The sequence below is a fragment of the Corynebacterium bovis DSM 20582 = CIP 54.80 genome, assembly GCF_030408615.1.
Classification (GTDB): Bacteria; Actinomycetota; Actinomycetes; order Mycobacteriales; family Mycobacteriaceae; genus Corynebacterium; species Corynebacterium bovis.
This window is the reverse complement of record NZ_CP047187.1, coordinates 1,030,221-1,056,397: the sequence shown is the minus strand read 5'-3', so window position 1 is coordinate 1,056,397 and position 26,177 is coordinate 1,030,221. Positions and strand designations below refer to the sequence as shown.

At 73.3% G+C, this 26,177-nt stretch carries 18 protein-coding genes; 9 read left to right on the top strand and 9 right to left on the bottom strand.

The window, feature by feature from the left end; translation table 11 throughout:
- Positions 1–420 precede the first annotated feature (420 nt).
- From CBOVI_RS04175 to CBOVI_RS04165, 3 genes are read left to right on the top strand one after another with little or no spacing between them, the layout of a single operon-like run.
- Positions 421–1,599, top strand: a complete 1,179-nt coding sequence (locus CBOVI_RS04175; RefSeq protein ID WP_010268004.1) for an ABC transporter substrate-binding protein — start codon at positions 421–423, stop codon at positions 1,597–1,599.
- The gene (locus CBOVI_RS04170) at positions 1,596–2,381 is read left to right on the top strand and encodes an ABC transporter permease (RefSeq protein ID WP_010268000.1); all 786 of its coding nucleotides are present in this window, start codon (positions 1,596–1,598) and stop codon (positions 2,379–2,381) included. The genes CBOVI_RS04175 and CBOVI_RS04170 overlap by 4 nt, the downstream gene beginning before the upstream one ends.
- Positions 2,374–3,174, top strand: a complete 801-nt coding sequence (locus tag CBOVI_RS04165) for an ABC transporter ATP-binding protein (protein ID WP_125174178.1) — start codon at positions 2,374–2,376, stop codon at positions 3,172–3,174. Before CBOVI_RS04170 ends, CBOVI_RS04165 begins: the two co-directional genes overlap by 8 nt.
- A gap of 158 nt (positions 3,175–3,332) precedes the next feature.
- Here the strand turns inward: CBOVI_RS04165 and ilvC are convergent, their stop codons facing one another.
- From ilvC to CBOVI_RS04150, 3 genes are all read right to left on the bottom strand, one after another.
- Complete coding sequence (gene ilvC, locus CBOVI_RS04160) at positions 3,333–4,346, bottom strand: ketol-acid reductoisomerase (RefSeq protein WP_010274983.1); 1,014 nt, start codon at positions 4,344–4,346, stop codon at positions 3,333–3,335.
- A gap of 96 nt (positions 4,347–4,442) precedes the next feature.
- A complete protein-coding gene (ilvN, locus tag CBOVI_RS04155; RefSeq protein WP_010274987.1) occupies positions 4,443–4,949 on the bottom strand; it encodes an acetolactate synthase small subunit in 507 nt (168 codons plus the stop codon).
- Complete coding sequence (locus tag CBOVI_RS04150) at positions 4,949–6,811, bottom strand: acetolactate synthase large subunit (protein ID WP_010274990.1); 1,863 nt, start codon at positions 6,809–6,811, stop codon at positions 4,949–4,951. Before CBOVI_RS04150 ends, ilvN begins: the two co-directional genes overlap by 1 nt.
- Before the next feature lie 541 nt (positions 6,812–7,352).
- On the opposite strand from CBOVI_RS04150, the gene CBOVI_RS04145 reads away from it, so the two are divergent.
- From CBOVI_RS04145 to CBOVI_RS04130, 4 genes are all read left to right on the top strand, one after another.
- Complete coding sequence (locus CBOVI_RS04145; RefSeq protein WP_221190539.1) at positions 7,353–9,401, top strand: mechanosensitive ion channel family protein; 2,049 nt, start codon at positions 7,353–7,355, stop codon at positions 9,399–9,401.
- An 82-nt stretch (positions 9,402–9,483) separates the two neighbouring features.
- A complete protein-coding gene (locus tag CBOVI_RS04140) occupies positions 9,484–10,146 on the top strand; it encodes a PH domain-containing protein (protein WP_183273711.1) in 663 nt (220 codons plus the stop codon).
- Between the two features lie 248 nt (positions 10,147–10,394).
- Positions 10,395–12,287, top strand: a complete 1,893-nt coding sequence (gene ilvD / locus CBOVI_RS04135; RefSeq protein WP_010271619.1) for a dihydroxy-acid dehydratase — start codon at positions 10,395–10,397, stop codon at positions 12,285–12,287.
- A 144-nt stretch (positions 12,288–12,431) separates the two neighbouring features.
- Positions 12,432–14,918, top strand: coding sequence for an excinuclease ABC subunit UvrA (locus CBOVI_RS04130; protein WP_010271618.1), 2,487 nt, complete (start codon positions 12,432–12,434; stop codon positions 14,916–14,918).
- A 44-nt stretch (positions 14,919–14,962) separates the two neighbouring features.
- Here the strand turns inward: CBOVI_RS04130 and CBOVI_RS04125 are convergent, their stop codons facing one another.
- Complete coding sequence (locus tag CBOVI_RS04125; RefSeq protein ID WP_010271616.1) at positions 14,963–15,838, bottom strand: ArgP/LysG family DNA-binding transcriptional regulator; 876 nt, start codon at positions 15,836–15,838, stop codon at positions 14,963–14,965.
- 70 nt (positions 15,839–15,908) lie between these two features.
- Between CBOVI_RS04125 and CBOVI_RS04120 the strand changes: the two genes are divergently transcribed.
- On the top strand, positions 15,909–16,808 hold the full coding sequence (locus CBOVI_RS04120) for a LysE/ArgO family amino acid transporter (protein ID WP_183273712.1): 900 nt from the start codon (positions 15,909–15,911) through the stop codon (positions 16,806–16,808).
- A gap of 205 nt (positions 16,809–17,013) precedes the next feature.
- On the opposite strand, the gene CBOVI_RS04115 is transcribed toward CBOVI_RS04120, so the two are convergent.
- A complete protein-coding gene (locus CBOVI_RS04115) occupies positions 17,014–18,696 on the bottom strand; it encodes a DoxX family membrane protein (protein ID WP_183273713.1) in 1,683 nt (560 codons plus the stop codon).
- Between the two features lie 156 nt (positions 18,697–18,852).
- On the opposite strand from CBOVI_RS04115, the gene CBOVI_RS04110 reads away from it, so the two are divergent.
- On the top strand, positions 18,853–19,920 hold the full coding sequence (locus CBOVI_RS04110) for a glutathione S-transferase family protein (RefSeq protein ID WP_010266176.1): 1,068 nt from the start codon (positions 18,853–18,855) through the stop codon (positions 19,918–19,920).
- Positions 19,921–20,067: 147 nt separating this feature from the next.
- On the opposite strand, the gene CBOVI_RS04105 is transcribed toward CBOVI_RS04110, so the two are convergent.
- The 4 genes from CBOVI_RS04105 to CBOVI_RS04090 all read right to left on the bottom strand — a co-directional run bounded on the left by CBOVI_RS04105 (position 20,068) and on the right by CBOVI_RS04090 (position 26,122).
- Entirely contained in the window at positions 20,068–21,516 is a 1,449-nt protein-coding gene (locus tag CBOVI_RS04105) for a lipase family protein (RefSeq protein ID WP_232625858.1), read from the bottom strand.
- Positions 21,517–21,962: 446 nt separating this feature from the next.
- Positions 21,963–23,480, bottom strand: a complete 1,518-nt coding sequence (gene gatB, locus CBOVI_RS04100) for an Asp-tRNA(Asn)/Glu-tRNA(Gln) amidotransferase subunit GatB (RefSeq protein WP_010266179.1) — start codon at positions 23,478–23,480, stop codon at positions 21,963–21,965.
- Between the two features lie 51 nt (positions 23,481–23,531).
- Positions 23,532–24,560 carry an ATP-dependent 6-phosphofructokinase gene (locus CBOVI_RS04095; RefSeq protein WP_010266180.1) on the bottom strand — a complete coding sequence of 343 codons (1,029 nt, stop codon included), beginning with the start codon at positions 24,558–24,560 and terminating at the stop codon, positions 23,532–23,534.
- A gap of 89 nt (positions 24,561–24,649) precedes the next feature.
- Entirely contained in the window at positions 24,650–26,122 is a 1,473-nt protein-coding gene (locus CBOVI_RS04090) for a DHA2 family efflux MFS transporter permease subunit (RefSeq protein ID WP_010266181.1), read from the bottom strand.
- Positions 26,123–26,177 lie beyond the last annotated feature (55 nt).

Here is a 26,177-nt window from a genome sequence, read left to right as displayed (position 1 = left end):
CCGTGGGACGACGCCGGGCGACGGATGTGGTCCGCCTCCCCCGGGTCCCACGTCACGCGGCGTCGCTGGGTGCGTCTGGCCACCCGTGACCGGCGTGGACGTCCCGTGACCCCCGCGGGCCGACCGTGCCGGTCACCCGCGGGGACGAGGGTGGTCGACGACGGTCGACGACGGTCGTCGCCGGCGGCCACCCGGGCATGTGACCGGAGACTAACACAGCCCGGGGAAGTCCGTACAGACTGGTCTACACGGCCCCGGGAAAGCGCCTGCACCCCCACCCGGACCTGCCCGTCACCGCAGGTCGCCGGCACCCCCTGGACAACCCCCACCGGGTCACCTAGAGTTCCCCAGCATCAGAGACAGACCGGTCTAGTTGTCGCCGGACCGCCCTCCGCCCGCCCCCACGACAGGAAGGCCCCCGTGGACCCGATCTCCCGCCGCGACGTCCTCCGGTGGTCGGCCCTCACCGCCGCCGGGGCCGTGGCCCTCCCCGCCGTGTCGGCCCTCACGGCGTGCGCGGGACCGGGCCCGGGCGGCGGCACCCCGGGCGACCCCGTCACCGTCGGCTACGTGCCCATCGCCTGCGCCGCCCCGCTCGTCCTCGCCGACGCCCGCGGCCTCTTCGCCCGGCACGGGGTGTCCGTCACCCTCCGCCGCTTCGCCGGGTGGGCCGACCTGTGGAGCGCCTACGCCACCGGGGACATCGACGTCGCGCACATGCTCACCCCGATGCCCGTCGTCATCTCCTCCGGCGCCGTCACCGGCCGCCGCCCCACCCGGATCATCGCCACGCAGAACACCAACGGGCAGGCCCTCACCCTCGCCGCCCGGCACGTCGGACACGTCACATCGGCGGCGGACCTCCGCGGGACGGTCCTGGCGATCCCCTTCGAGTACTCCGTCCACGCCCTGCTCCTCCGCGACCACCTGGCCGCCGCGGGTGTCGACCCGACGCGCGACGTCGAGCTCCGCCTGCTCCGCCCGGCCGACATGGTCGCCCAGCTGGAGGTCGGCGGGATCGACGGCTTCATCGGTCCCGAACCGTTCAACCAGCGGGCGCTGGCCTCCGGGGCGGGCCGGATATTCACCCTCACCCGGGCGTTGTGGGACCGGCACCCGTGCTGCTGCGTCGCCGTCGCCGCGGACTGGGACGACGCCCACCCGGACGTCACCGCCGGACTCGTCGCCGGACTCCGGGACGCCGCGACCCTCGCGAACAGCCCCGGGGACCGTGCGGAGGTCGCGTCGTCCCTCGCCGCCGACCGCTACCTCAACCAGAAGCCCGCCCTGCTCACCCCCGTGCTCGCGGGCACGTACACGGACTGGCACGGCACCCCGGTCACGGACCCCGACCGGATCCGCTTCGGCGACCCCACGGACCCGGCGGCCGTGACGTGGATGACCGCCCAGCTCGGCCGGTGGGGGGTCGGCGGCGGGGCGTTCACCGGGGACGACGCGATCCGGGCCGCCGTCCGGGCCGTGCTGCCCCGGGACCGGTCCACCGTCCTGCCGGACACCCCCGGCCGCACCCTCACGGTCAACGGCCGTGTCTTCGACCCCGACCACCCCACCGACAGCATCCGGGAGGACACCCGATGACCGGCACCGTACGGCGCGTCGCCGCCCCCACGATCCTCGGCGTGGCCCTCCTCGCGGCCGCCCTCGCGCTGTGGCAGGCGGCGTCGTCCCTCGGATGGCTGAGCCCCCTCGCCCCGACCCCGACGGGGACCGCGCGCCGGGCCGTCGACATCCTCTCCGACCCCCTCCACCGGGACGGGCCGGCGGACGTCGGGATCGCCTGGCACCTGCTGGCGAGCCTGCGCCGGGTGCTGCTCGGGTTCGCCGTCGCCGCCCTCGTCGCGGTGCCGCTCGGGTTCGCCCTCGGGAGGAGTACGACGCTGCGCCGCGCGGTCGACCCCGCCGTCCAGGTGCTGCGCCCGGTGTCGCCGCTGGCGTGGCTGCCGATCGGGCTCGCGCTGCTCCGGGACGCCGAGCACACGGCGGTGTTCGTCATCGTGCTCTCGGCGGTCTGGCCGACGCTCATCAGCACCGTCGACGCGGTCCGGTCGGTCAACCCGACGTACGTCAACCTCGCCGCCACCCTCGGGACCCCGTGGTGGTCGCGGCTGTGGAACGTGTGGCTGCCGGCGTCCCTGCCCGGCATCGTCACCGGGCTCCGGCTGTCCCTGTCGACGTCGTGGCTGGTCATCATCGCCGCCGAGATGCTCGTCGGCGGGCAGGGCATCGGCTTCTTCGTGTGGACGATGTGGAACCGGCTCGACATCGACGCGATCGTCGTCGCCATCGTCCTCATCGGGGTCATCGGGCTCGTCCTCGACCACCTCGTCTCCGCCGTCCAGAAAGTGGTGCGCCATGACTGACAGGGACTCCTCCGTCGTCCTCGACGCCGTCACCCGGTCCTACGGGACGACCACCGTCATCGCCCCGACCTCGGTGACCGTGGGCGACGGCGAGTTCGTCTCCGTCCTCGGCCCCTCCGGGTGCGGGAAGTCCACCATCCTGTCGATGGTCGCGGGGCTCGCCGCGCCCAGCACCGGCCGGGTCCTCGCCGGGGGCCGCCCGGTCCGCGGGCCCGGGCCCGACCGCGGGATGGTCTTCCAGGACCACGCCCTCCTGCCGTGGAAGACCGCGCGCGGCAACGTCGAGTTCGGGCTCGCGTCCGCCCGGCCGGAGCTCACCCGGGCGCAGCGCCGGGAGGTCGCGGACCGGCACCTCGCGCGCGTGGGCCTGGCCCGGGCGGCGGACCGGCGGCCGGCGCGGCTGTCCGGCGGGATGCAGCAGCGCGTCGGGCTCGCGCGGGCGTTCGCCGTCGACCCCGAGATCCTCCTCCTCGACGAACCGTTCGGCGCGCTCGACGCCCTCACCCGCCGCGAGCTCCAGCTCCAGCTGCTCGAGGTCTGGGAGGAGTCGCAGCGGACGGTCATCATGGTCACCCACGACGTCGACGAGGCGATCCTCCTGTCCGACCGGGTGCTCGTCATGTCCGCGGGGCCGGAGTCGACCGTCATCGCGGACGTGCCGGTGGACCTGCCCCGGCCGCGGCACACCGTCGCCGGCGCGGGCGGGGACGGGGGCGGGGACACGGACCGGCGGGAACGCTACACCGCCGGGCTGCGGCGGGAGCTGCTCGGGCTGCTGCAGTCGCAGCACTGACGGCGGCGGTCGGCGCGGCGTACGACAGGCCACGCACGACCGACCACGGACCGCGAACGGCGCCCGGGGCACGGCGCCCGGCGCACGACGAAGGCCCGGGGCCCGGCTCACGACGAAGGCCCGGCACAGACGTGCCGGGCCTCGCGGACGCGCGGGTGTTACGCGGTGGCGTCGAGCGGGTTCTTCACCCAGCTCATGAGGTCACGCAGCTTCGCACCGGTGGTCTCGATGGGGTGCTGGGCGCTGCGGGCGCGCAGGTCCTCGAGCTCCTTGTTGCCGCCCTCGATGTTCGCGACGAGGCGCTTGACGAAGGTGCCGTTCTGGATGTCCTCGAGGACCTCCTTCATGCGCTCCTTCGTGCCGGCGTCGATGATCCGCGGGCCGGAGAGGTAGCCGCCGAACTCCGCGGTGTCCGAGACGGAGTAGTTCATGTTCGCGATGCCGCCCTCGAACATGAGGTCCACGATGAGCTTGAGCTCGTGGAGCACCTCGAAGTAGGCCATCTCCGGCGCGTAGCCGGCCTCGGTGAGGACCTCGAAGCCCGTCTTCACGAGCTCCTCGGTGCCGCCGCAGAGCACGGCCTGCTCGCCGAAGAGGTCGGTCTCGGTCTCCTCACGGAAGGTCGTCGGGATGACGCCGGCGCGGGCGCCGCCGATCGCCGCGGCGTAGGACAGGGCGAGGTCGCGCCCCTCCCCCTTCGGGTCCTGCTCGACGGCGATGAGGCAAGGCACGCCCTTGCCGTCGACGAACTGGCGGCGGACGAGGTGGCCCGGCCCCTTCGGGGCGACCATGCCGATGGTGATGTTGTCCGCCGGCGTGATGAGGCCGAAGTGGATGTTGAGACCGTGGCCGAAGAAGAGGGCGTCGCCGTCACCGAGGTTCGGGGCGAGGTCCTTCTCGAAGATCTCGGCCTGGGAGGTGTCCGGGGCGAGGAGCATGACGACGTCGGCCCACGCGGCGGCGTCGGCGGCGGTCTTCACCGTGAAGCCCGCCTCCTCGGCCTTGGGCCGGGACTTCGAGCCCTCGCGGAGGCCGATGCAGACCTCGACGCCGGAGTCGCGCAGGTTCTGGGCGTGGGCGTGGCCCTGGGAGCCGTAGCCGATGACGGCCACCTTGCGGCCCTGGATGATCGACAGATCAGCGTCGTCGTCGTAGAAAACCTCGATAGCCATGAGAGACGTACCTTTCTTCGTGGGGGTCAGAACGTTTATATCAGATCATGGGAAGGCATGTCCCACATCGTGGGTCAGCCGGGGGGTGGGTCCGGGTCAGAGCTTCGACGGGTACATCGACTTCGGTCCGCGGCTCAGCGCCGTGACGCTCGACTCGACGAGCTCGCGGATCCCGAAGGGCTCCAGCACGTCGAGGAGGGCCTGGAGCTTCGTCGGCGTGCCCGTCGACTCGATGACGAGCGACTCCGGTCCGACGTCGACAACGTGCGCCCGGAAGAGCTTCGCCGCCTCGACGACCTGCGTCCGGTTCGAGTTGTCCGCGCTGACCTTGACGAGCAGCAGGCCCCGCTGGACGAGCGAGTCCGGGTCGTGCCGGCTGACCTTGATCACCGGGATGAGCTTGTTCAGCTGCTTCGTGATCTGCTCGATGACGTGGTCCTCCGCCTCGACGACGATCGTGATGCGGTTGATCCCCGGCACCTCGGTCCGCCCGGAGGCGAGGGAGATGATGCTGAAGCCGCGCCGGGTGAACATCCCCGAGATCCGGGACAGGACGCCGTCGACGTCCTCACAGAGAACACTGAGGGTGTGGATGTCGGCCATTAGTTCTTCTCGCCTTCCTTGGTGACCTCGTGGATGTGCGCCGGGGACTCCCCGGCGGAGTTGTCCTCGTCGAACAGCGGCCGCAGGTCGCGGGCGTACTGGACCTCGTTGTTGGATGCGCCCGCCGCGACCATCGGCCACACCTGCGCGTTCTCGCCGACGATGAAGTCGATGACGACGGGCCGGTCGGTGATCTCCCGGGCCTTCCTGATGGTCTCGGCGACCTGCGACTTCTCGGTGACCCGGAACGCCGCGCAGCCCATCGCCTCGGCGAGCGCGAGGAAGTCGGGGAGGTACCGCTCCCCCGGCTTGAGGTTCGTGTGCGAGTAGTGGCCGTCGTAGAAGAGCGTCTGCCACTGCCGGACCATGCCGAGGTTGCCGTTGTTGATGAGCGCGACCTTGATCGGCAGCTTCTCGACGGCGCAGGTGACGAGTTCCTGGTTGGTCATCTGGAAGCAGCCGTCGCCGTCGATCGCCCAGACCTCGCGGGACGGGTCGGCGGCCTTCGCCCCCATCGCCGCGGGCACGGCGTAGCCCATCGTCCCGAGCCCGCCGGAGTTCAGCCACGTCCGCGGCTTATCGTACCGCACGAACTGGGCCGCCCACATCTGGTGCTGCCCGACGCCCGCGCAGTACACCGCGTCCGGGCCGACGATCTCCGACAGCGTCTGGATGACGAACTGCGGGGCGAGGGAGCCGTCCGCCGGCTCCTCGTAGCCCAGCGGGAAGTCGGTGCGCAGCCGGTCGAGGTACGCGGTCCACTCGGCGAGCTCCGGGGCGGGGAGGTCGAGGTCCCGCAGCGTCGCGGTGAGGGCGGAGAGGACCTCGCGGGCGTCACCGACGATCGGCACCTGGGCCTCGCGGATCTTCCCGATCTCCGCGGGGTCGATGTCCGCGTGGATGACCTGGGCGTCCGGGGCGAAGGAGCCGACGTGACCGGTGACACGGTCGTCGAACCGGGTGCCGACCGCGATGATGAGGTCCGAGCGCTGCAGGGCGGCCACGGCGGGCACCGACCCGTGCATGCCCGGCATCCCCATGTGCTGGGGGTGGGACTCCGGGAAGGCCCCGAGGGCCATGAGCGTCGTCACGACGGGGATGCCCGTGGCCTCGGCGAAGGCCAGCAGCTCCGCGTGGGCCTCGGCCTTGATGATGCCGCCGCCGGCGTAGACGACCGGACGCCGGGACGCGGAGATCAGCCGCGCGGCCTCCTCGATCTGGCGGGAGTGCGGCGTCGTCACCGGGCGGTAGCCCGGCAGGTTGTAGACCGGCGGCCACTCGAAGTCCATCTCCGCCTGCTGGACGTCCTTGGGGATGTCGACGAGGACAGCGCCCGGGCGGCCCGTCGAGGCGACGTGGAACGCCTCGGCGATGGCGGCGGGGATGTCCTCGGGGCGGGTGACCATGAAGTTGTGCTTGGTGATCGGCATGGTGACCCCGCGGATGTCCGCCTCCTGGAAGGCGTCCGAGCCGAGGAGGTTCTTGCCGACCTGCCCGGTGATCGCGACGAGCGGGACGGAGTCCATGTTCGCGTCGGCGATGGGGGTCACGAGGTTCGTCGCCCCCGGGCCCGAGGTCGCGATGCACACCCCGACCCGGCCGCTGGCCTGGGCGTACCCCGTCGCCGCGTGGCCGGCGCCCTGCTCATGACGGACGAGGACGTGGTTGAGCCGCTCCGACTCGTAGAGGGCCTCGTACAGCGGGAGCACGGCACCGCCGGGAAGACCGAAGACCGTCTCGGTCCCGAGCTCCTCGAGGGACCGGACGATGGCGGTGGCCCCGTTGACGCGCTCCGGGCGCCGACCGCGCGCGGAGGCCGCGACAGTGGCGGGACTGGGATGTGAGCGGGAGGTGTCGTTCACTGGTCCGTGCACTCCTTCAAGTGTCATGGTGTGGGCTGGTGCGGACGAAAGCCCCCGGGGGGACCGGTGACCACGTGCGACCCGACCCGGCGGGGCCGGGTGGTGACGGGGTCGCGCCGCGCCGGTCACACCGACGGGCGGACGTGACCCCGAACCCACGACGCCCCCGCGGACCTGAGGCTGCCGGACTCGGCAGCGCCAGCCGTCGGGGGCGCCAGGGGGTCGACTCGTGTCCTGAGTGCGGCTAGCGCCCGCAGGGTACGAGAAGTCGCTGATTCGTCATGGCCGTCAGCGTACATGAGACGGCGAGCCGGGAGCAACGCCACGAACACCGTTTTCCCACCCTTTGGTTACCCCTGTCTCACTCAGTAGGCGGGCGCACGGGGCCGTCCGGGACGGGTCCGCAGCGGGTCAGCGGCGGGGGCGCGCCGGCGCGCGGGACCACCGCGGGGGTGGCCGCCGGCGGCTCCCCGGACGGGTCCGCGGAGGTCTCCGCGGACTGACAGCCCGCGTCCAGCCTCGCGGGCTACTGTCGGGCGGCATGGACCTGTCGTACTTCGCGTTCTCTGTCTGGGAGTTCCTCGTCGCCCACGGGCTCCCCCTGGCGGCACTGCTCGTCATCGGCATTCTCGTCCCCCGCGCGGGCCGTCTCCTCGTCCGCGTCATCACGTCGCGGCTCGACCGCGGCGAGGAGACGACGAAGGCCACGCTCGCCCTCGTCGGCGCGCTGGTGTACATCATCGAGGCGATCGCGTACTTCGTCCTCGTGCTCCTCGCCCTGACGAACATCGGGGTCCCCGCGATGGGCGCCGCCGTCCCCGCGACCGTGGTCTCGGCCGCCATCGGCTTCGGCGCGCAGAACATCATCGGGGACTTCCTCGCGGGCTTCTTCATCATCACGGAGAAGCAGTTCGGTGTCGGGGACTACGTCGCCTTCCAGGGGGGAAGCTCGCCCGTGGAGGGGACCGTCGTGAGTCTCACCCTGCGCGCGACGCGGGTCCGGACCCCCTCCGGCGAGGTCGTCTCCGTCCCGAACAGCACCGCCGCGGTGTGCGTGAACTACTCGCAGGAGTGGTCCCGGGCCGTCGTCAACCTCGACATCCCGATGGTCGGCGGCGAGTCGATGGAGGACCTCGTCCACTCCGTCCGGGCGACCGCCGAGGAGGCCCTCGCGGAGCCGGACACCGCGACCGAGGTCATCGGTGAGCTCGAGGTCCTGCCCGCCACCGAGCTCACCCCGCCCGCGGCGGCGGGGATGCCGTGGACGGTCGGCTTCCGGGTGCTCGTGCAGGTGAACCCTGCGATGCAGTGGGCCGTCGAGCGCGCGATCCGCGCGAGCCTCGTCAACGCGTTCTGGGACCGTTACCGCGCGGCCGGGACGGTGCCGGGGGCACCGAACGCCGTGCTCGCCGCGCCGCCGACCCGGGCCGCCGCGGGGCCGGGGAGGGGGGACGACGCCGCCACCGGGCGGGCCGGCGCCCCGGTGGCCGCGGGCGCGGGACGTCCGGCGACCCGCCCGGTGACCCCTCCGGCGGGCGGGTCGGAGTCCGGGCCGCAGTCCGGGCCGGCGGTCACGTCTGCGCAGGCCGGGCCCACCGGGCAGGCGGGGACGTCCCCGCAGGCCGCGCAGTCCGGGCAGTCCGGGCAGTCCGGGCCGGCGGGGACCGCCCCCTCCCCGACGGCCGGGCCCGGGACCGGGGCGCGCGGCACGGGCGGTGACACCCCGGGCACTGACACCGCCACCGACCCCGCGACGGCTGACGCCGACGCCTCCACCGCACCGCCCACCGTCACCGCGACCGGCACGGCGACCGGCACGGCCACCACCGCCCGCGGCGGCGACGGTCACGCCGACGGGAGTGACGGCAGCGGTGACGGGAGCAGTGGCACCGACAGCGACGCCGACGGCACGGACATCGTCGACGACGTCCGCGCGCACGGCATCTGGCGCCGCGACTCCCACACCTCCCCGCTGCGCCGCTGTCTGAGCTTCGGCGGACGCGTCCGCCCGTCGACGACGGGGCTCGTCATCGCGCTCATCGTCCTCGGTCTCCTCGGGGCCTTCTCCGTCAACCCGTCCGGCGGCGACGCCGGCATCCTCTCCCCGGCGAAGTACCGCGACCACCACCACTCCCCGGCCACGACGTCCGTCGCCCCGTCGACCCGGCCGTCCGCAGCGCCGTCGTCCGCGGCCACCCCGGCACCCTCCGGCTCCGGGTCCGCCGTCCCGTCGGACGCCGCAGACCCCAGCGGCGACCGGGGCGCGCCGCGCTCCGCGGACCCGGCGTCCCCGTCCGCCTCCCGCGACGACCGGGACGGGTCGCGGTCCTCCGGTCAGGGGTCGACGGACACCACCGGGACCGGCCGCGGCACCGACCGCGGTGACGCGACGGGCGGCCCGACGCCCGGGTCCACCGGCGGCACCGGCGGAGGCCAGGGCCAGGGCGGTCAGACCGGCGACGGCGCGGGCGGCACGGGCGGCACCGGCCAGGGCGCGCAGACCGGCCACGGCGGACAGGGGGCCGACAGCGGTCAGGGCGGTCAGGGCGGTCAGGGCGGTCAGGGCACCGACGCCGGCCGCCAGGGCTAGGTCCGGTCCCCCGGCCCGGGCCGTCACCGGTCCCCCGGCCCGATGCGGCCGATCCGTCACCCGACTGATTAAATGGGGGACCATGAGCTCACAGGATCACGCGGACACCCGGGGGCACATCTCCCCTGCGTCGGTCGCCCCGAGCCGGGCACACCTGCTGGCGGCGTTCGTCATGTTCCTCATGTGCCTGATGTTCGCGGGGTTCGCACCGGCCTACCTGTTCTGGGTGCCCCTGCTGCCCGTCCTCTTCGCCGTCTGGGTCCTGCGCGAGCGGACGACGGTCGACGACGACGGCATCGGTGCACGCTACCTGCTCCGGCGCAGCGCGTCGGTGACGTGGGCGGACTTCCGGTCCATCCGGTTCGCCCGGAACGGCCGGGGGTACGCCGTGCGGGCCGACGGCACCCGGTTCCGCCTCCCCGGCGTGAGCTTCAACTCGCTGGTGACCCTCAGTGAGGCGACCCACGGCCGCATCCCCGACCCGGTGACCCCGGGTCGGGCCGAGGCCGAGGGTAAGGTGCAGGTCGTCAACAAGGACGGCTACGCCGTGCTCATGGACAAGGACGAGTACGAGGAGTACGAGTCCCGCCGTCGCCTCGGACAGGCGGCCCGGGACGAGCTCGCCCGCCGCGCCGCCGCCGGCACCGACCGGGCCGACGACCCCGCCGGCACCGCCGGTGCGGACGGACCGGAGCGCCGGGCCGACGACCACGGCCCCGGCACCGACGGCGACGCCCCGCGCTGAGGTCACCGTCGACACCCGTCGTCGTCCCCCACCCCGGCCCGACGACCCCGCCCCGGAACCGACCGGGGCTCCCCTCCCCCACGGACGCGCCCGGCCCCACCACCCCGCCACCGCGCCCCGGCACCGACCACCCCCCGGTCGGCACCACCGACGACCCCGGACCGGCCCCGCCGGCCCACCCCGATCCACACCCCGGGCCCGACCGCCCGGCCCCTGCACAGCACCACACACGAGAGGACACCGGCACCATGTCAGACCGGACACGCCCCGAGACCACGACGGCCCCCCGCCCCACGAAGGTCCACGAGTACCGCTCGGCGGTCACGACCCAGGGCCGCAACGCCGCCGGCGCGCGGTCCCTGTGGCGCGCCACGGGCATGACCGACGGCGACTTCGACAAGCCGATCATCGCCATCGCGAACTCCTACACCCAGTTCGTCCCCGGCCACGTGCACCTCAAGAACGTCGGTGACATCGTCGCCGAGACCGTCCGCGAGGCCGGGGGCGTGCCGCGCGAGTTCAACACCATCGCCGTCGACGACGGCATCGCCATGGGCCACGCCGGCATGCTGTACTCCCTCCCCAGCCGCGAGATCATCTCCGACTCCGTGGAGTACATGGTCAACGCGCACGCCGCCGACGCCCTCGTGTGCATCTCGAACTGCGACAAGATCACCCCCGGGATGCTCAACGCCGCGCTGCGGCTCAACATCCCGGTCGTGTTCGTCTCCGGCGGTCCGATGGAGGCGGGCAAGGCGGTCGTCGTCGACGGCGTCGCGCACGCCCCGACCGACCTCATCACGTCCATCTCGGCGTCGGCGTCCGGCGACGTCACGCAGCAGGGGCTGCTCACCGTCGAGCAGGCCGCGTGCCCGACGTGCGGCTCGTGCTCCGGCATGTTCACCGCGAACTCCATGAACTGCCTCACCGAGGCGCTCGGCCTGTCCCTGCCCGGCAACGGGTCGACGCTCGCCACGCACAGCGCGCGCCGCCGGCTGTTCGAGGAGGCGGGGCGCGTCGTCGTCGACCTCTGCACCCGCTACTACGGCGAGGGCGACGAGTCCGTCCTCCCCCGGAACATCGCGACGAAGGAGGCCTTCGAGAACGCGATGGCCCTCGACATGGCCATGGGCGGGTCGACGAACACGGTCCTCCACATCCTCGCCGCCGCGCAGGAGGCCGAGATCGACTTCACGCTCGCGGACATCGACGAGCTGTCGAAGACGGTGCCGTGCCTGTCGAAGGTCGCGCCGAACTCCGACTACCACATGGAGGACGTCCACCGCGCCGGCGGGATCCCGCGCATCCTCGGCGAACTGTGGCGCGGGGGCAAGCTCAACACGGGTGTCCACACCGTCCACTCCCCGACCCTCGAGGACTGGCTGTCGACCTGGGACGTCAGCGCCGAGTCCCCGTCCGAGGAGGCCGTGGAGCTCTACCACGCGGCCCCCGGCGGGATGCGCACGACCGAGCCGTTCTCGACCGACAACCGGTGGGACGAGCTCGACCTCGACGACGCCGACGGCTGCATCCGCTCCGTCGCCAACGCCATCACCCTCGACGGCGGCCTCGTCATCCTCCGCGGCAACCTCGCCGAGGACGGGGCGGTCATCAAGGCGGCGGGTATCGACGAGTCGCTGTGGGAGTTCAGCGGCCCCGCGCGCGTCGTCGAGTCCCAGGAGGAGGCCGTGAAGGTCATCCTCGACCGGAAGGTCCAGCCCGGTGAGGTCGTCGTCGTGCGCTACGAGGGCCCCGCCGGCGGCCCGGGCATGCAGGAGATGCTCCACCCGACGGCGTTCCTCAAGGGCGCGGGCCTCGGCAAGAAGTGCGCGCTCATCACCGACGGCCGGTTCTCCGGCGGGTCGTCGGGGATCTCCGTCGGCCACATCTCCCCCGAGGCCGCCCACGGCGGGCTCATCGGCCTCGTCCGGGACGGGGACACGATCACGATCAACGTCCACGAACGCCGCCTGGACCTGGAGGTCCCCGAGGAGGAGATCCGCCGCCGGCGCGAGGAGATGGAGGCCTCCGAGCGGCCGTGGACCCCGGTCACCCGGCAGCGCACCGTGACGAAGGCGCTGCGCGCGTACGCGAAGATGGCGACGAGCGCGGACAAGGGCGCGGTGCGCCGGGTCGACTGACCGCGGGCAGGGGGCAGGGCGGGAACGGCACCGGGCCGGCCCGCGGCGCCGGGGACGACGCCGGGGACGGGGTGAGCCCGTCCCCCGCCCGTCCGTAGGGTGGAGGGCATGGCGACGACACCTCATGACGCACGGGACCGCGGCATGATCCGGGTCCACGACGCCCACCTGCGCAACCTGCGCCACGTCGACGTGGAGCTGCCGCGCGACTGCACCGTGGCGGTGACGGGGGTGTCCGGGTCGGGGAAGTCCTCCCTCGCCTTCGGCACGCTCCACGGCGAGGCGCAGCGCCGGTACATGGAGTCCGTCGCACCCTTCGCCCGGCACCTCATCGGCTCCGCGGTCAACCCGCAGGTGGCGTCCGTCGAGGGCCTCCCCCCGACGGTCGCCCTGGAGCAGAACCGGACAGCGGCCGGCCCCCGGTCGACGGTGGGGACCGTCTCGACCCTGTCGAACACCCTCCGCGTCCTGTTCTCCCGCTGCGGCACCTACCCGGACCGCGTCCGCGCGGCCCACGGCGGCCGGCTGGACTCCGACGCGTTCTCCCCGAACACCGCGGCCGGCATGTGCCCCGACTGCCAGGGGACGGGCGTCGTCCACGAGCCGACCGAGGAGACGATGGTCCCCGACCCGTCGTTGTCCGTCGACGAGGGGGCGATCGCCGCGTGGCCCGGCGCGTGGCTGGGCAAGAACTTCCACGACATCCTCGTCGAACTCGGCTACCCGGTGGACGTGCCGTGGCGGGACATCCCGGAGGAGGACCGGCGGTGGATCCTCTTCACCGACGAGCAGCCGGTGGTGACGGTCCACCCGCGGCGGGGCGCGCACCAGATCCAGCGGACGTACGAGGGGACGTGGCGCAGTGTCGCGGTGTACCTGCGGCAGACCCTCGCGGAGACGTCGTCGGACACGACGCGGCGGCGCGTGCTGTCCTTCATGTCCCACTCGCCGTGCCCGACGTGCGGGGGCCGGCGGCTCACCGCGGACGCCCTCGCGGTGACGTACCTCGGCCTGCCCATCGACGAGATGGGCGCCCTGCCGCTGAGTGACCTGCTCACGCGGTGTGCGGAGCGCCGGGACGGGATCACCGGGGGCACCGCGGCGGCGGACGAGGCCGAGCGGCTGCTGCTCGACGAGTTCGTCCCGACGTGCCGGTCCGTCGTGGAGCTGGGGCTCGGCCACCTCACGCTCGACCGGCCGGCGACGACGCTCTCCGCGGGCGAGCACCAGCGGCTGCGGTTGTCGTCACAGCTCCGGTCCGGCCTGTTCGGCGTGGCGTACGTCCTCGACGAGCCGTCGGCGGGGCTGCACCCGGTCGAGCGCCGGGCGGTCCGGCGGCTGGTGGGGACGTTCGTCGCCGGCGGGAACAGCGTGCTGCTCGTCGAGCACGACATGGAGCTCGTGGCGGGCGCGGACTGGGTCGTCGACGTCGGGCCGCGGGCGGGGGCCGACGGCGGCCGCGTGCTGTGGTCGGGGTCGGTGGACGGCCTGCGGGAGACCGCGGTCGCGGACCCGGGGACGGCGTCGCCGACGGCGCGGGCCCTCGCCGCAGGGCCGTTGACCCTGCGTGCGACCCCGCGGACCCCGTCGTCGCTGGTCCGGGTGCGGGGTGCGCGGGCGCGCACCGTCCGGGACCTCGACCTCGACCTGGGGTTGGGGACGTTCACGGCGGTCACGGGGTTGTCGGGGACGGGGAAGACGACGCTCGCCTCCGTGGTGCTGCCCGCGGTGCTCGAGGGCCGGCACGTCCCCGGGGACGGCGCCGCCGGTGGCACGGACGGCGCGGCGGACGGTGGCGCGGACGGGGTGCCGGTCAGCGCGACGTCCGTGTCCGGGGCGGAGGCGGTGGACCGCGTCGTCCGGATCACCCAGACCCCGATCGGGCGGACCCGCAGGTCCTGCCTGGCGACGTACACCGGGCTGTTCGACCGGGTGCGCCGGCTGTTCGCGGACACCGACGACGCCCGCGAGCGGGGCTGGGGTGTCTCCCGGTTCTCCTTCAACACCGCGCAGGGCCGGTGCCCGACGTGCAACGGCGAAGGGCGGATCGAGGTCGAGCTGGTCTTCCTGCCGGGCAGTTCGACGGTGTGCCCGGACTGCCACGGCGCGCGGTACACCGCCGAGACCCTGGAGGTGCGCTGGAACGGGTTGACCGTCGCGGACGTGCTGGACCTCACGGTCGTCGACGCGGAGGACGTCTTCGCCGGGGTGCCGGCGGTGGCGCGGGCGTTGCGGGCGTTGGACGCGGTGGGCCTCGGCTACCTGCGGCTGGGGCAGGGTTCGCCGGAACTGTCCGGCGGCGAGGCGCAGCGGATCAAGCTCGCCACGGAGCTCCAGCGGACGCAGCGCGGGCAGTCGGTGTACGTCCTCGACGAGCCGACGACGGGCCTGCACCCGGCGGACGTCGAGCTGCTCACGCGGGAGCTCCACCGGCTCGTCGACGCCGGGAACACGGTCGTGGTCGTCGAGCACGACATGACGGTCGTCGCCGGCGCGGACCGGGTCCTGGAGATGGGCCCGGGGGCCGGGGACGCGGGCGGCCGGGTCATCGCCGACGGCACGCCCGCCGAGGTGGCCCGCACGGACACGCCGACCGGCACGGTGCTGCGGGCCCGGTCCACCGCCGGCTGAGCGGGCCCGGTCCACGGCCACCGCGCCCCCTCCCCCGCCCGACCTCAGGCGAGGCCGGCGGCGGCTGCGGCGTGGACGGCGTCGCCGACCCTCCCCAGCACGGTGGACTCCAGCCGCCAGTGCTGCCAGAACAGGGGCACCTCGACGACGTCCCCGGAGAGCACCGCCATCGTCCCCGCGGCGACGTACCCCTCCACGCAGCTCTCCGGGATGACGGCCCAGCCCAGCCCCGCGACGACGGCGTCGTTGATGCCCTCGAAGCTGGGGATCTCGGTGACGCGGCGGCGCGGGTCCGGCGCGGCGTGCTCACCGAGCCGGGCGCGGAGCACCGGGGTCTCCATCGTGTCCTTCGGCCCGTAGCGGACCGCCGGGAGGGTCCGCCACGTCCACCGGCCGGCGTCGAGCCCGTCCTTGACCTCGGGCGCGGCGACGGGCAGGTACCGCTGGGTGCCGAGCGCCTCGACGACGCACCCGGCGACGGCGTCGGCGTCGGTCGTGATCGCCCCCATGCAGTCGCCGCGCCGGAGCATGGCGAGGGAGTGCCGTTCGTCCTCGACGGTGATGCGCAGCCCGGCCCCGTCCCACGCTGCCGCGGCGGCGAGCACGGGCCGGAACCACGTGGCCAGCGAGTCGGCGTTCACGGCGACCGGGACGGGCAGGGCGGAGATGTGCCCGCCGAGGCGCGCGTCCGTCTCGGCCTCGAGGACGTGCATGCGGCGGGCGGTCTGGACGAGGACCTCCCCGGCCTCGGTCGCGGCGGTCGGGGTGCCGCGCCGGACGAGGACGCGGCCGACGGAGGCCTCGAGGGCCTTGACCCGTTGGCTCACCGCCGACGGGGTCACCCCGAGCACGCCCGCCGCCGCCTCGAAGCTGCCCTCGTCGATGACGGCCAGCAGTGTTCCGAGGTGACGTGGGATCATGAAGGGATTCTAACCCACCTGCAGATGACGTCGATTGCCTTCATGTCGGGCTCTCCCTACCCTGGGCGCCATGCCGGAGAACACACCCCACCTGGCACTGCAGGGCTTCCTCGTGTGGATGTCCCTCATCGTCGCCATCGGCCCGCAGAATGCGCTGGTCATCCGCCAGGGACTGCTCCGCCGCAGTGTCGGCGCGGTCATCGCCGTGTGCATGGCCGGGGACGTCGCGCTCGTGTTCGGCGGCACCGCCGGGGTGGGGGTCCTCGTCGACCGGGCCCCGGTGGTCCTCACGGTGCTGCGGTGGGTCGGCGTCGCCTTCCTCCTGTGGTTCGCGTCCACCGCCGTGCGGGACGCCGTCCGCCCCTCGGGGATGACGGCGGGCGACGGCGGGAGCGGGGCGGGGGCCGGGGACGCCGACGGGTCCGGGGCCGGTCAGGGGCACGGTGAGGGGGACGACGGCCCCCTCCCCGGGCGGGCGCGCCTCGAACCGTTGCCGCCGACCCGGGCGGACGGCGGGGTGACCGTCGCGGCGCGGCCGGTGGCGGACGGCGGGGTCGACGGTGCGACGCCCGCGGTGGCGGACGGCGCGACGCCCCCGGTGCCTGCCGGCGCGGACGCTGCCGTGGCGCCGGGTGACCGGACCGGCCGGGACGTGTCCCGCGTGCGGCGGACGCTGGCCCGGGTCCCCCGGCCGGTCGTCGTCGCCCTGGCGATGACGTGGCTGAACCCGGGGTCCTACATCGACGGGTTCGTCATGTTCGGCGGCATCGCCAACCAGCAGGGGGCCGACGCCCGGTGGGTCGTGGCCTCCGGGGCGACGCTCGCGACGCTGCTGTGGTTCCCCGTCATCGGCTACGGCGCGGCGGCGCTGTCCGGGCCGCTGTCCCGCCCCGGGGTGTGGCGGGCGATCAACATCGTCATCGCCGCGGTCATGGTGGCCATGGCCGTCCGGCTCGCGACGGGCCTCTGAGGGCCCGGCCCCCGGCCCCGGCACGGCAGGGGCACGACAACGCCCCGGCACCCAGGACGCAGGATCCGGACACACCCGGCGCCGGACCCCCGGCACGGCAGGGGCACGACAGGGGCACGACAACGCCCCGGCACCCCGGGGCGAACTCCGGGACGCCGGGGCGTCGGGCGGTCACCGCCGGACGGCGGCGGTCAGGCGACGACGGTCAGGTCAGCGGGTTGCCGCCCCCGACGGCGTACCACAGGACCCCCAGCGCGACGACGGCGACGACGGCGAAGATCCACGCCGAGGCCAGCGGCCGGCGCGACCAGCCACGCCCGGCGTCCGCCGAGACCGTGCCCGGGCCGGTGAACACGAGGATCCCCGCACCCGCGGCGAGCAGCCCCCACGCCTGGATCTGGGGGTTCATCGCGTACGGCCACAGTGAGGAGTCGAAGGTCCCCAGGTTGTGCAGCGTCATGAAGCCGGCGGCGACGGCGCCGAGGGCGGCACCGAGCGGCGTGACGAGCCCGAGGATCACGAGGCCACCGGCCACGACCTCCGCGACCGGCAGGGCGAGCGAGAGCACGTCGGCCCCCGTGTACGCGTGGAAGGCGTCCTCCAGCGCGGTGATCCCGGGGTCGCCGCCGAAGCGGAACAGGGTCTGCAGGCCGCGGACGAGGAGCAGCCCGCCGATGACGAGGCGCAGGAGGAGCAGACCGAAGCCGAGGGTGCCGCGACGGTCGTCGACGTGCTCGGCGGCGTCGGCCTCAGCCTCCGGGGCCGGCTCCGCGACGGGCGTCCCGTCGGCGGCCGCGACCGGCGTCGGGGCGTAGCCCGCAGCGGGCACGGGGCCGTCGGCCGGCACCGCGTCGCCGCCCCGGCGACCGGGGACGTCCATGACCGTCGTCGGGGCCGTGCCGTCGTCCGGGACGCCCACGCCGCGGTCCGGGGTCGCCCCCGGCCGGGTCGCCGGCGCCGGCGCAACCGGGCCCCGGGCGTCGGCCGGGGTGCCGTCGGCTGCCCGCGGGGCGGCCGGACGCTGCGAACCGTCGAGGACGGCGGTCCGTTCGAAGGCGGCGTCGTCCCCCACGACCGGACCCGGCACCGGCGCGCCGGCGTCCGGTCCCCGGCCTGCACCGGCGGGGGCCCCGGTCGCCGCCGGGTCCTCGTAGGGCAGCGGGACGTCGGCGGGTGCCGGGCGGCGCGGCTCGATGCGGCGCGGGCGCGCGCGGCCCGTCATCTCGTAGAGGTCACGGCTCCGGCGGAGCGACGACCCCGCCGCGTCATCCCGTGCGTCACCGCGCGCGTCGCCGGTGTCCCGGGAACCACCGGCGTCGCGGGAATCGCGGGTGTCCCGGGAACCACCGGCGTCGCGGGTGTCGCGCACGTCACCGTCCTGGCCGGCCCGGGGCCGGTCCCCGGAGGCGGGCACGGCACGGCCCGTCGATGCCGGTCGGGCGGCGGCGGCCGACTGCGCCTGCTCCGGCCGCTGTGCCGCGGTCGACTGCTGCGGCTGCTTCGGCCGCTGCGCCGGCTGCACGATCGTCTCGGGCTCCTGCTCCGACCCCGTCCCCGGCGCGGACGTCCGCGGCTGCGCCGTCCGCTCCGGCTGCGCCGGGGCCTGGGACGTCCGCGGCGGGGTCTGCGCCGCCGGCCGCTCCGGCGTCTCCGCCGCCGCGGCCTCACGCTGGGCGCGCTCGATGTCCTCCCGTGTCACACGGCGGTACACGGGGACGTCGATCTCGTCGATGTCATCGACACTGTCCACCCGGCGTCCGCCCGTGGCCGGGGGCACCCCGGCCCCTCCGGACCCGGTGGGCGTGCCCCCCTTCGACGTCTCGGCGCGGGCATCCTCGGATCGGGACGGCCCCTGGGTCTCTCTCTCCGGCTTCGATGCATCACTCACACCCGCGAGTCTAAGCTAGGCCCCGGACAGAACGCCGCAGATCGTCCGGCATGTCGTCGGCCGGTCCACACCACAGACACGGCGTCGTCGGGTCCCGGTCGGCGGCACGTCCGCCTCCCCGCGGACCCCCCGACGCCAGGGAAAGGAACACACACCATGCCTTACGCCGCAGACGGAGCGTACGACCGCGACACCAGTTACATCGACGACCGGATCGTCGCCGACCCGTCCTCGTTCGACCCGTCCACCACCCGCTCCGGCAAGGGCGAGGCGTGGCCGGTGGCCGCCGGCACCTACCGGCTCGTCGGTGCGCGCGCCTGCCCCTGGGCGCACCGGACGATCATCACCCGGCGACTCCTCGGGCTCGAGGACGCGCTGTCCCTCGGCCTGACCGGCCCGACCCACGACTGGAAGTCGTGGACCTTCGACCTCTACGAGAACAGCGTCGACCCCGTCCTCGGTGTCGGCCGTCTCCGGGACTGCTACCTCCACCGCTTCCCCGACTACCCCAAGGGCATCACCGTGCCGACGGTCGTCGACATCGAGAGCCGCAAGGCCGTCACCAACGACTTCTTCTCCATCGTCAAGGACTTCGTCCTCGAGTGGGGCGAGCACCACCGCGACGGGGCCCCGGACCTCTACCCCGAGGAGCTCCGCGACGAGATCGACGAGCTCGCGGACCGCATCTACCGGACGGTGAACAACGGCGTGTACAAGGCCGGCTTCGCCGGCAGCCAGGACGCCTACGAGTCCGCCGTCACCGAGCTGTTCGAGACCCTCGACATGCTCGACGACCGCCTCACCGAGCGGCGCTACCTCGTCGGTGACCACATCACCCTCGCGGACGTCTTCCTCTACCCCACCCTCATCCGCTTCGACATGGTCTACCACGGCCACTTCAAGTGCAACCGCCGGAAGATCTCCGAGTACCCGGCGCTCAGCGGGTACCTGCGGGACCTGTTCCAGACCCCCGGGTTCGGTGACACGACGAACTTCCAGCAGATCAAGGACCACTACTACATCGTCCACACCGACGTGAACCCCAAGGGCATCGTCGCCGTCGGCCCCGACCCGGCGGAGTTCTACACCCCGCACGACCGGGAGAACCTCGGCGGCACCCCCTTCGGGGAGACCGGCACCGCCCCCGGTGCGCCGGCGGACGTCGACGTCCTCGACGGCGACGAGAAGGGCGCGTTCGACGCGCGCGTGAGCGGCCGGGACTGACGCTCCGGCCGTGACCGGCGGTGACGGCCCGGCGTCGTAGGACTCCGGGGCCGTGACGGCCCGCCGGTGACGGCGGTGACGGCCCGGTGGTGACGGCCGTGATGCTCAGGCCGTCACACGCCGGCCGCCACCCCCCGGGGCGCAGCGTCAGCCGAGCGCGCCGTTGCTGGACCCCGTGAGGCCCCAGCGGAAACCGGCGCTGCCCTGCGGCTGCGCCTGCGGGCCGTCGGCGGGGGCCTGCGGCACGGTCGTCTCCGGGCTGAGGTCGTTGCCCTCCGGGATCGCGTCACACGTGCTCGGGGCCGGGCGGCCCTCGAACCGGGCGTTGAGCCAGATCGTCGCCGCCGGGAACCACACCGCGAACGCCGGGGTGTGGGGCAGGACCGGGTACTCGTCGTACTTCACGGGCACACCGGCCTCGCAGTACTTCCGCGCGAGCGTCCGGTTGTCGCCGGCGACCATGACGCCGTCGCCGCCGCCGATGTTCGGCCCGCCGTCCGGGGTGCCGTCGATCTCACCGCCGAGCGCCTGCCCGAAGTAGAACGGGACCGTCGGGTCCGGGGCCTGGCCGAGGTTGACCTTGTTCAGCACGTCGACGATCTCGGGCACGGACCGCGGGTCGCGGTACTCCGGCTTGACGAGGGAGGCCCACGTCATGCCGCCGTACATCCCCTCGACCTCGCCGATGGAGGTCCGGTTCATGCGGTGGAACAGGTCCCGGCCGTAGTCGGACATGTACGGCTCGGGGTCGACGCCGTACGCGCGGGTCAGCCCGATGATCGTCATCGCCATGACGCCGGCCCAGCTGCGGCTGCCGTCGATGTACTCGAGGTTGTGGAGGGGGTCGACGAGCAGCCCGCCGGTGGCCGCACCGACGAGGCGGTCGTTGATCTCCGGGGCGTAGGACGGCGCGAGCTGCGCCGCCCAGTTCGTCGCGATCGCCCCGCCCGAGTAGCCCATGAGCCCGATCTTCGCGTCCGGCGCGATGCCGGTGCTCGGCTCGGCCGTGGCCGCGCGGAGGGCGTCGAGCGTCGTCGTCCCGTACTCGGGGCCGGCGGCGAAGTTCGCGTTCTGGCCCTCGATGTCGGTGATGACGACGGTCGTGCCCTGCGCGAGGAAGCCGGCGACCGCGGCCGTCTCGCCGGAGTCGACGAGCGTGCCGAAGGCGACGTCGCCCTGGATCGCGCGGGACGGGCTGTGCTCGGGGTTCAGGGAGTCGTACACCGAGTGGAACGACACGACGCGGTCGTTCTGCGGCACCGGGGGCTTGACGACGGACGTCACGCCGTAGGTGGCCCGGCCCTGCGCGTCGGTCGTCCGGTACTTGATCTGGACGACATCGAGCGGCAGGGAGAAGCCGAAGGCGTGGTAGGGCAGGTGGCGGACGTCGATGATGTCACCGGGGTTGAGGCCCGAGACGTCGATGGTGTTCCCGAAGAACCCGGCGGCGTCGCGGGTGACGGAGGAGCCCCCGAGGGGCGCCCCCTCCTGGGGTCCGTTGACGGACGACCCGGGCGCTGCCGACGCGACGGGGATGACGACGGTTCCGACGGCGACGCTGACGGCCGCGGCGACGGACATGACGGATTTCCTCACGTGGAGTCCTATCTTTTCTGCGAAGGTCTGCGACACGGACCACATGCAGGCGCTTCCCCCGCCCAGGCGCACGGGAACGGGGAGTTCCCCGCGCCCGCCGACCCCGGAGCGGCGTCGGTGAGACCGATGTCGCCGGAGGCAGCGGCGGTCCGAGACCCGATGCTACGTTCCCCAGGTGAACACCAGGTACACACACGTGTGCACACCACCCCCGGTCAGCCCGCTCACAGCTCGCCGTCATGTCCGCGGCGGCGTCGTCCCCCGGATGAGAGCAGCACCTCACACACCGTAAGAATGCTGCCCCGCAGCATATTCGCAGCTCAGGCCCCACTCACCCCCGGGTGAGGGGCCGCACACGGCCCCCCGGCCCCGCGTGAGGGGCCGGTCACGGCCCCCCGGCCCCGCGTGAGGGGCCGGTCACGGGCCCCCGGCCCCGCGGGCACGGCTCAGGAGAGCTTCTCGGCGATGAGGGCGTTGACCTGCGCCGGGTCCGCCTTGCCCCGCGTCGCCTTCATGACCGCACCGACGATGGCGCCGGTGACCTTGGTGTTCCCGGCCCGGTACTTCTCGACGATGTCGGGGTTGGCCGCCAGGGCGTCGTCGACGGCCTTCTCGATGGCCCCGTCGCCCCGCACGACCTCGAGCCCGCGGGCCGCGACGACCTCGTCGACGTCCCCCTCCCCGGCGAGGACCCCGTCGACGGCCTGACGGGCGAGCTTGTTCGTCAGCTTGCCCTCGGCGACGAGCGCGGCGACGCGCGCGACCTGGGCCGGGGTGATGGCCAGGCCGTCGAGCTCGGTGCCCGCCTCGTTGGCCTTCTGGGAGAGGTAGGACACCCACCAGGAGCGGGCCTCGGAGGCACTCGCCCCGGCCTCGACCGTGTCGGCGACGAGGTCGAGGGCCCCGGCGTTGACGAGGTCACGCAGCTCCTCGTCCGAGAGCCCCCACTCCTTCTGGACGCGGGCGCGACGGATCCACGGCATCTCGGGCAGGGTCGCACGGATCTCCTCGACCCACTCCCGGGGGGCGAGGACCGGCGGCAGGTCCGGGTCGTTGAAGTACCGGTAGTCCGCCATCGTCTCCTTCGGGCGGCCGCGGGAGGTCGAGCCGTCGGCCTCCTGGTAGTGCCGCGTCTCCTGGATGATCTCGACGCCGTTGACGAGGCACGCCGCCTGGCGCTGCATCTCGAACCGCACGGCCTGTTCGACGGACTTCAGGGAGTTGATGTTCTTCGTCTCGGTGCGGGTGCCGTACTCCGTCGTCCCCTTCTCCCGCAGCGAGAGGTTCGAGTCCACGCGCATGGAGCCCTGGTCCATCCGGGCGTCGGACACGCCCAGAGCCTTGACCAGGTCACGGAGTGCCGTGACGTAGGCCTTGGCGACCTCGGGGGCACGCTCCCCCGCCCCCTCGATCGGCTTGGTCACGATCTCGATGAGCGGCACGCCCGCGCGGTTGCAGTCGACGAGCGACTGCGTGGCCCCGTGGATCCGGCCGTCGGCGCCGCCGAGGTGGGTGAGCTTGCCGGTGTCCTCCTCCATGTGGGCCCGTTCGATCTCGATCCGCCACGGGGTGCCGTCGCTGAGGGTCACGTCGAGGTGACCGTCGTAGGCGATCGGCTCGTCGTACTGGGAGATCTGGTAGTTCTTCGGCTGGTCCGGGTAGAAGTAGTTCTTCCGGGCGAAGCGCGAGGACTCCGCGATGGAGCAGTTGAGGGCGAGGCCGATGGTGATCGCCCACTCGACGCCCTTCCGGTTGACGACGGGCAGCGCCCCGGGCAGGCCGAGGCACGTCGGGTCGACGTTGCTGTTCGGCTCGTCACCGAACTCCGCGGAGGACGCGGAGAACATCTTCGTGTTCGTGGCGAGCTCGACGTGGACCTCCATCCCCATTACGGGGTCGAAGCGCTCGAGCACCTCGTCGAAGTCCATCACGTCATCGGAGTAGTCGTACGCGGCGGCAGTCATGGTCCCACAGTCTAGTTGTTCCGGGCCCGGCGGCGTGCCGGGGGCGGCCGATCAGCCGAACAGGGCCTGCGCGGTGGTGTACCGCCCCTCGGGCACGCGCTTGAGCGTCCCCACGGCCTCGGGGAAACTGATCCGCTGGATCTCCTCGCCGTGCAGGGCGACGACGACGCCGAACTCCCCGCGCAGCGCCGACCGCGTCGCGTGCACCGCGAACCGGGTGGCGAGGACCCTGTCGTACGCCGTCGGGGTACCCCCGCGCTGGATGTGGCCGAGGACCGTGGCCCGCACGTCGGTGTCCAACCGGCGGTGGATCTCGTTCGCGATCGTCTGGCCCATGTTCTCCAGCTTCTCGTGGCCGTAGCGGTCGACCTGCCGTTCCGGCATCTCGAGCGTGCCCTCCCGGGGCACGGCCCCCTCGGCGACGACGATGATGCCGTACTTCTCCCCCATCTGGAACCGGCGCGCCATCTTCTTGCACACGTCCTCGATGTCGAAGGGGAACTCCGGGATGAGGATGTCGTGCGCGCCGCCGGCCATGCCGGCGTGGAGGGCGATCCAGCCGACGTGCCGGCCCATCGTCTCGACGATCATCACGCGGTTGTGCGACTCCGCCGTCGTGTGGAGGCGGTCGATCGCGTCCGTCGCCACGGCGACGGCCGTGTCGAAGCCGAAGGTCGCGTCCGTGCCGTTGACGTCGTTGTCGATCGTCTTCGGCACCCCGACCACCGGCACACCGTTCTCGTGGAGCCACTGGGCCCCCTTGAGGGTGCCCTCGCCGCCGATCGCGATGAGGGCGTCGATCCCCGCGTCGGCGAGGTTCGCCTTCACCCGGTCGATACCCGCCCGGAAGTCGTCGGGGTGCAGGCGGCCCGTGCCGAGGATCGTGCCGCCCCGGCGGAGGATCCGGTCGATGTTCTCGTCGTCGTAGAGCTGCACCCGCCGGTCCTCCAGCAGCCCCTGCCAGCCGTCCTGGTACCCCACGACGGTGGCCCCGGCCCCCGACGCCGTCCTCACCACCCCGCGGATGACGGCGTTGAGGCCGGGACAGTCTCCACCACTGGTCAGGGTCGCGATACGCATGGAGACAGTCTAGCGCGGCACCCGGACAGCCGGGACATCGCCTGTGCAGCCCTCCCCCGCGCGGTGGTCACCCCACCGCGCCGGCCGGGTCAGGACGCGTCGTCGGCGCCGGCCGGGGCCTCCTGCCGCGCCCGACCCCCGCGCACGTCACGGGAGAGTGCCGTCGCCACCAACCCGATGACGAGCATGACCGCCGCAAGGAGCACCGACTGCCCGAAGGCCGTCCCCGGGTCCGTCACGGCGATCCGGATCTGGAGCACCGCACCGATCGACGCGGCACCGATCACCGCACCGAGCTGGCGCGTCTGGTTGTAGACGCCGGACCCGGCACCCATGAGCTCCCCGGGCAGGTCGCGCATCGTCGAGGCCGAGTTCGGCGCCCACACGAACGCGTTGCCGAGCCCCAGACCGACGAGCGGGACGACCATCCACCACAGCCGGACATCCGCCTGCATGACGAGGAACATCCCGACCGTCGAGACCGCCATCATGGCGAAGCCGAAGATCCCCGGCCCGCGGGACCCGCGGTGGTCGGTCAGGCGGCCGACGAACGGTGACAAGACCATCGACAACCCCGCCTGCGGGATCATCATGAGACCCGCCTGCAGCGGCGTGAGCCCGTGGACCTGCTGGAAGAACATCATGATCGGCAGGGGCGTGCCGGCGACGGTGAACCCCATCGCGATGATGCCGATGTTGCCCGTCGTGAAGTTGCGGATGCGGAACAGGCGCAGCGGGACCAGCGGGTCGCGCCCGGCGGCCTCCGCGACGCCCTGCTGCCGGACGAACCACACGCCGAGCAGCACCGCGACGACGACGAGCGCCCAGATCCACCACACCCAGTGCTGGGTCTGGCCCTCCTGGACGGCGTAGACGAAGCAGAACACCGCGACGATGGAGAGCACCATCGACAGCGTGTCGATCTTCCGCTCGGTGCGCCGCATCCGGGGCACCCACAGCACGACCATGACGATGGAGATCACGCCGATCGGCACGTTGATGAAGAAGATCCAGCTCCACCCCACGTACTCCGTGATGAGGCCACCGAGGATCGGTCCGGCCAGGGTCGACAGTCCGGCCGTCGCCCCCCAGATGCCCATCGCCGCGCCGCGGCGTTCACGGGGGAAGATGCGGTTGATGACGGCCATGGTCTGCGGCGTCAGCAGCGCCGCGCCGATGCCCTGGAAGGCGCGGGCGGCGATGAGGACCTCGATCGACGGGGACAGCCCGCAGGCCAGCGAGCCCACGGTGAAGATCACCATGCCGATGAGGTAGATGTTCCGCGGACCGAAGCGGTCACCGAGCCGCCCGGTGATGAGCAGCGGCACGGCGAAGGTGAGGAGGTAGATCGAGGTCACCCAGATGACCGAGTTGTACGAGGCGTGGAGCTCCGACTGGAACTCCGGGGTCGCCACGGCGACGATCGTCTGGTCGAGCAGGATCATGAAGAAGCCGATGCACAGGGCGATGAGCGCACGCCAGGCCTGTGATTCAGGCAGCGGAAGGGACGGATACCCGTCGGACGTGTCGGCGCCCCGGGACTCCGGTGATGTGTCAACCATAATTCGACATTGTTGCACACCCCCCGTCCGGGGTTCATCCGCCGGGTGCGTGGGG

Excerpts from the sequence above, each read along its gene's own strand:
- CBOVI_RS04170 (WP_010268000.1), top strand. The coding sequence starts at position 1,596 with ATGACCGGCACCGTACGGCGCGTCGCCGCCCCCACGATCCTCGGCGTG.
- CBOVI_RS04165 (WP_125174178.1), top strand. The coding sequence starts at position 2,374 with ATGACTGACAGGGACTCCTCCGTCGTCCTCGACGCCGTCACCCGGTCC.
- ilvC (WP_010274983.1), bottom strand. The coding sequence starts at position 4,346 with ATGGCTATCGAGGTTTTCTACGACGACGACGCTGATCTGTCGATCATC.
- ilvN (WP_010274987.1), bottom strand. The coding sequence starts at position 4,949 with ATGGCCGACATCCACACCCTCAGTGTTCTCTGTGAGGACGTCGACGGC.
- CBOVI_RS04145 (WP_221190539.1), top strand. The coding sequence starts at position 7,353 with ATGGACCTGTCGTACTTCGCGTTCTCTGTCTGGGAGTTCCTCGTCGCC.
- CBOVI_RS04140 (WP_183273711.1), top strand. The coding sequence starts at position 9,484 with ATGAGCTCACAGGATCACGCGGACACCCGGGGGCACATCTCCCCTGCG.
- ilvD (WP_010271619.1), top strand. The coding sequence starts at position 10,395 with ATGTCAGACCGGACACGCCCCGAGACCACGACGGCCCCCCGCCCCACG.
- CBOVI_RS04130 (WP_010271618.1), top strand. The coding sequence starts at position 12,432 with ATGATCCGGGTCCACGACGCCCACCTGCGCAACCTGCGCCACGTCGAC.
- CBOVI_RS04125 (WP_010271616.1), bottom strand. The coding sequence starts at position 15,838 with ATGATCCCACGTCACCTCGGAACACTGCTGGCCGTCATCGACGAGGGC.
- CBOVI_RS04120 (WP_183273712.1), top strand. The coding sequence starts at position 15,909 with ATGCCGGAGAACACACCCCACCTGGCACTGCAGGGCTTCCTCGTGTGG.
- CBOVI_RS04110 (WP_010266176.1), top strand. The coding sequence starts at position 18,853 with ATGCCTTACGCCGCAGACGGAGCGTACGACCGCGACACCAGTTACATC.
- gatB (WP_010266179.1), bottom strand. The coding sequence starts at position 23,480 with ATGACTGCCGCCGCGTACGACTACTCCGATGACGTGATGGACTTCGAC.
- CBOVI_RS04095 (WP_010266180.1), bottom strand. The coding sequence starts at position 24,560 with ATGCGTATCGCGACCCTGACCAGTGGTGGAGACTGTCCCGGCCTCAAC.
- CBOVI_RS04090 (WP_010266181.1), bottom strand. The coding sequence starts at position 26,122 with ATGGTTGACACATCACCGGAGTCCCGGGGCGCCGACACGTCCGACGGG.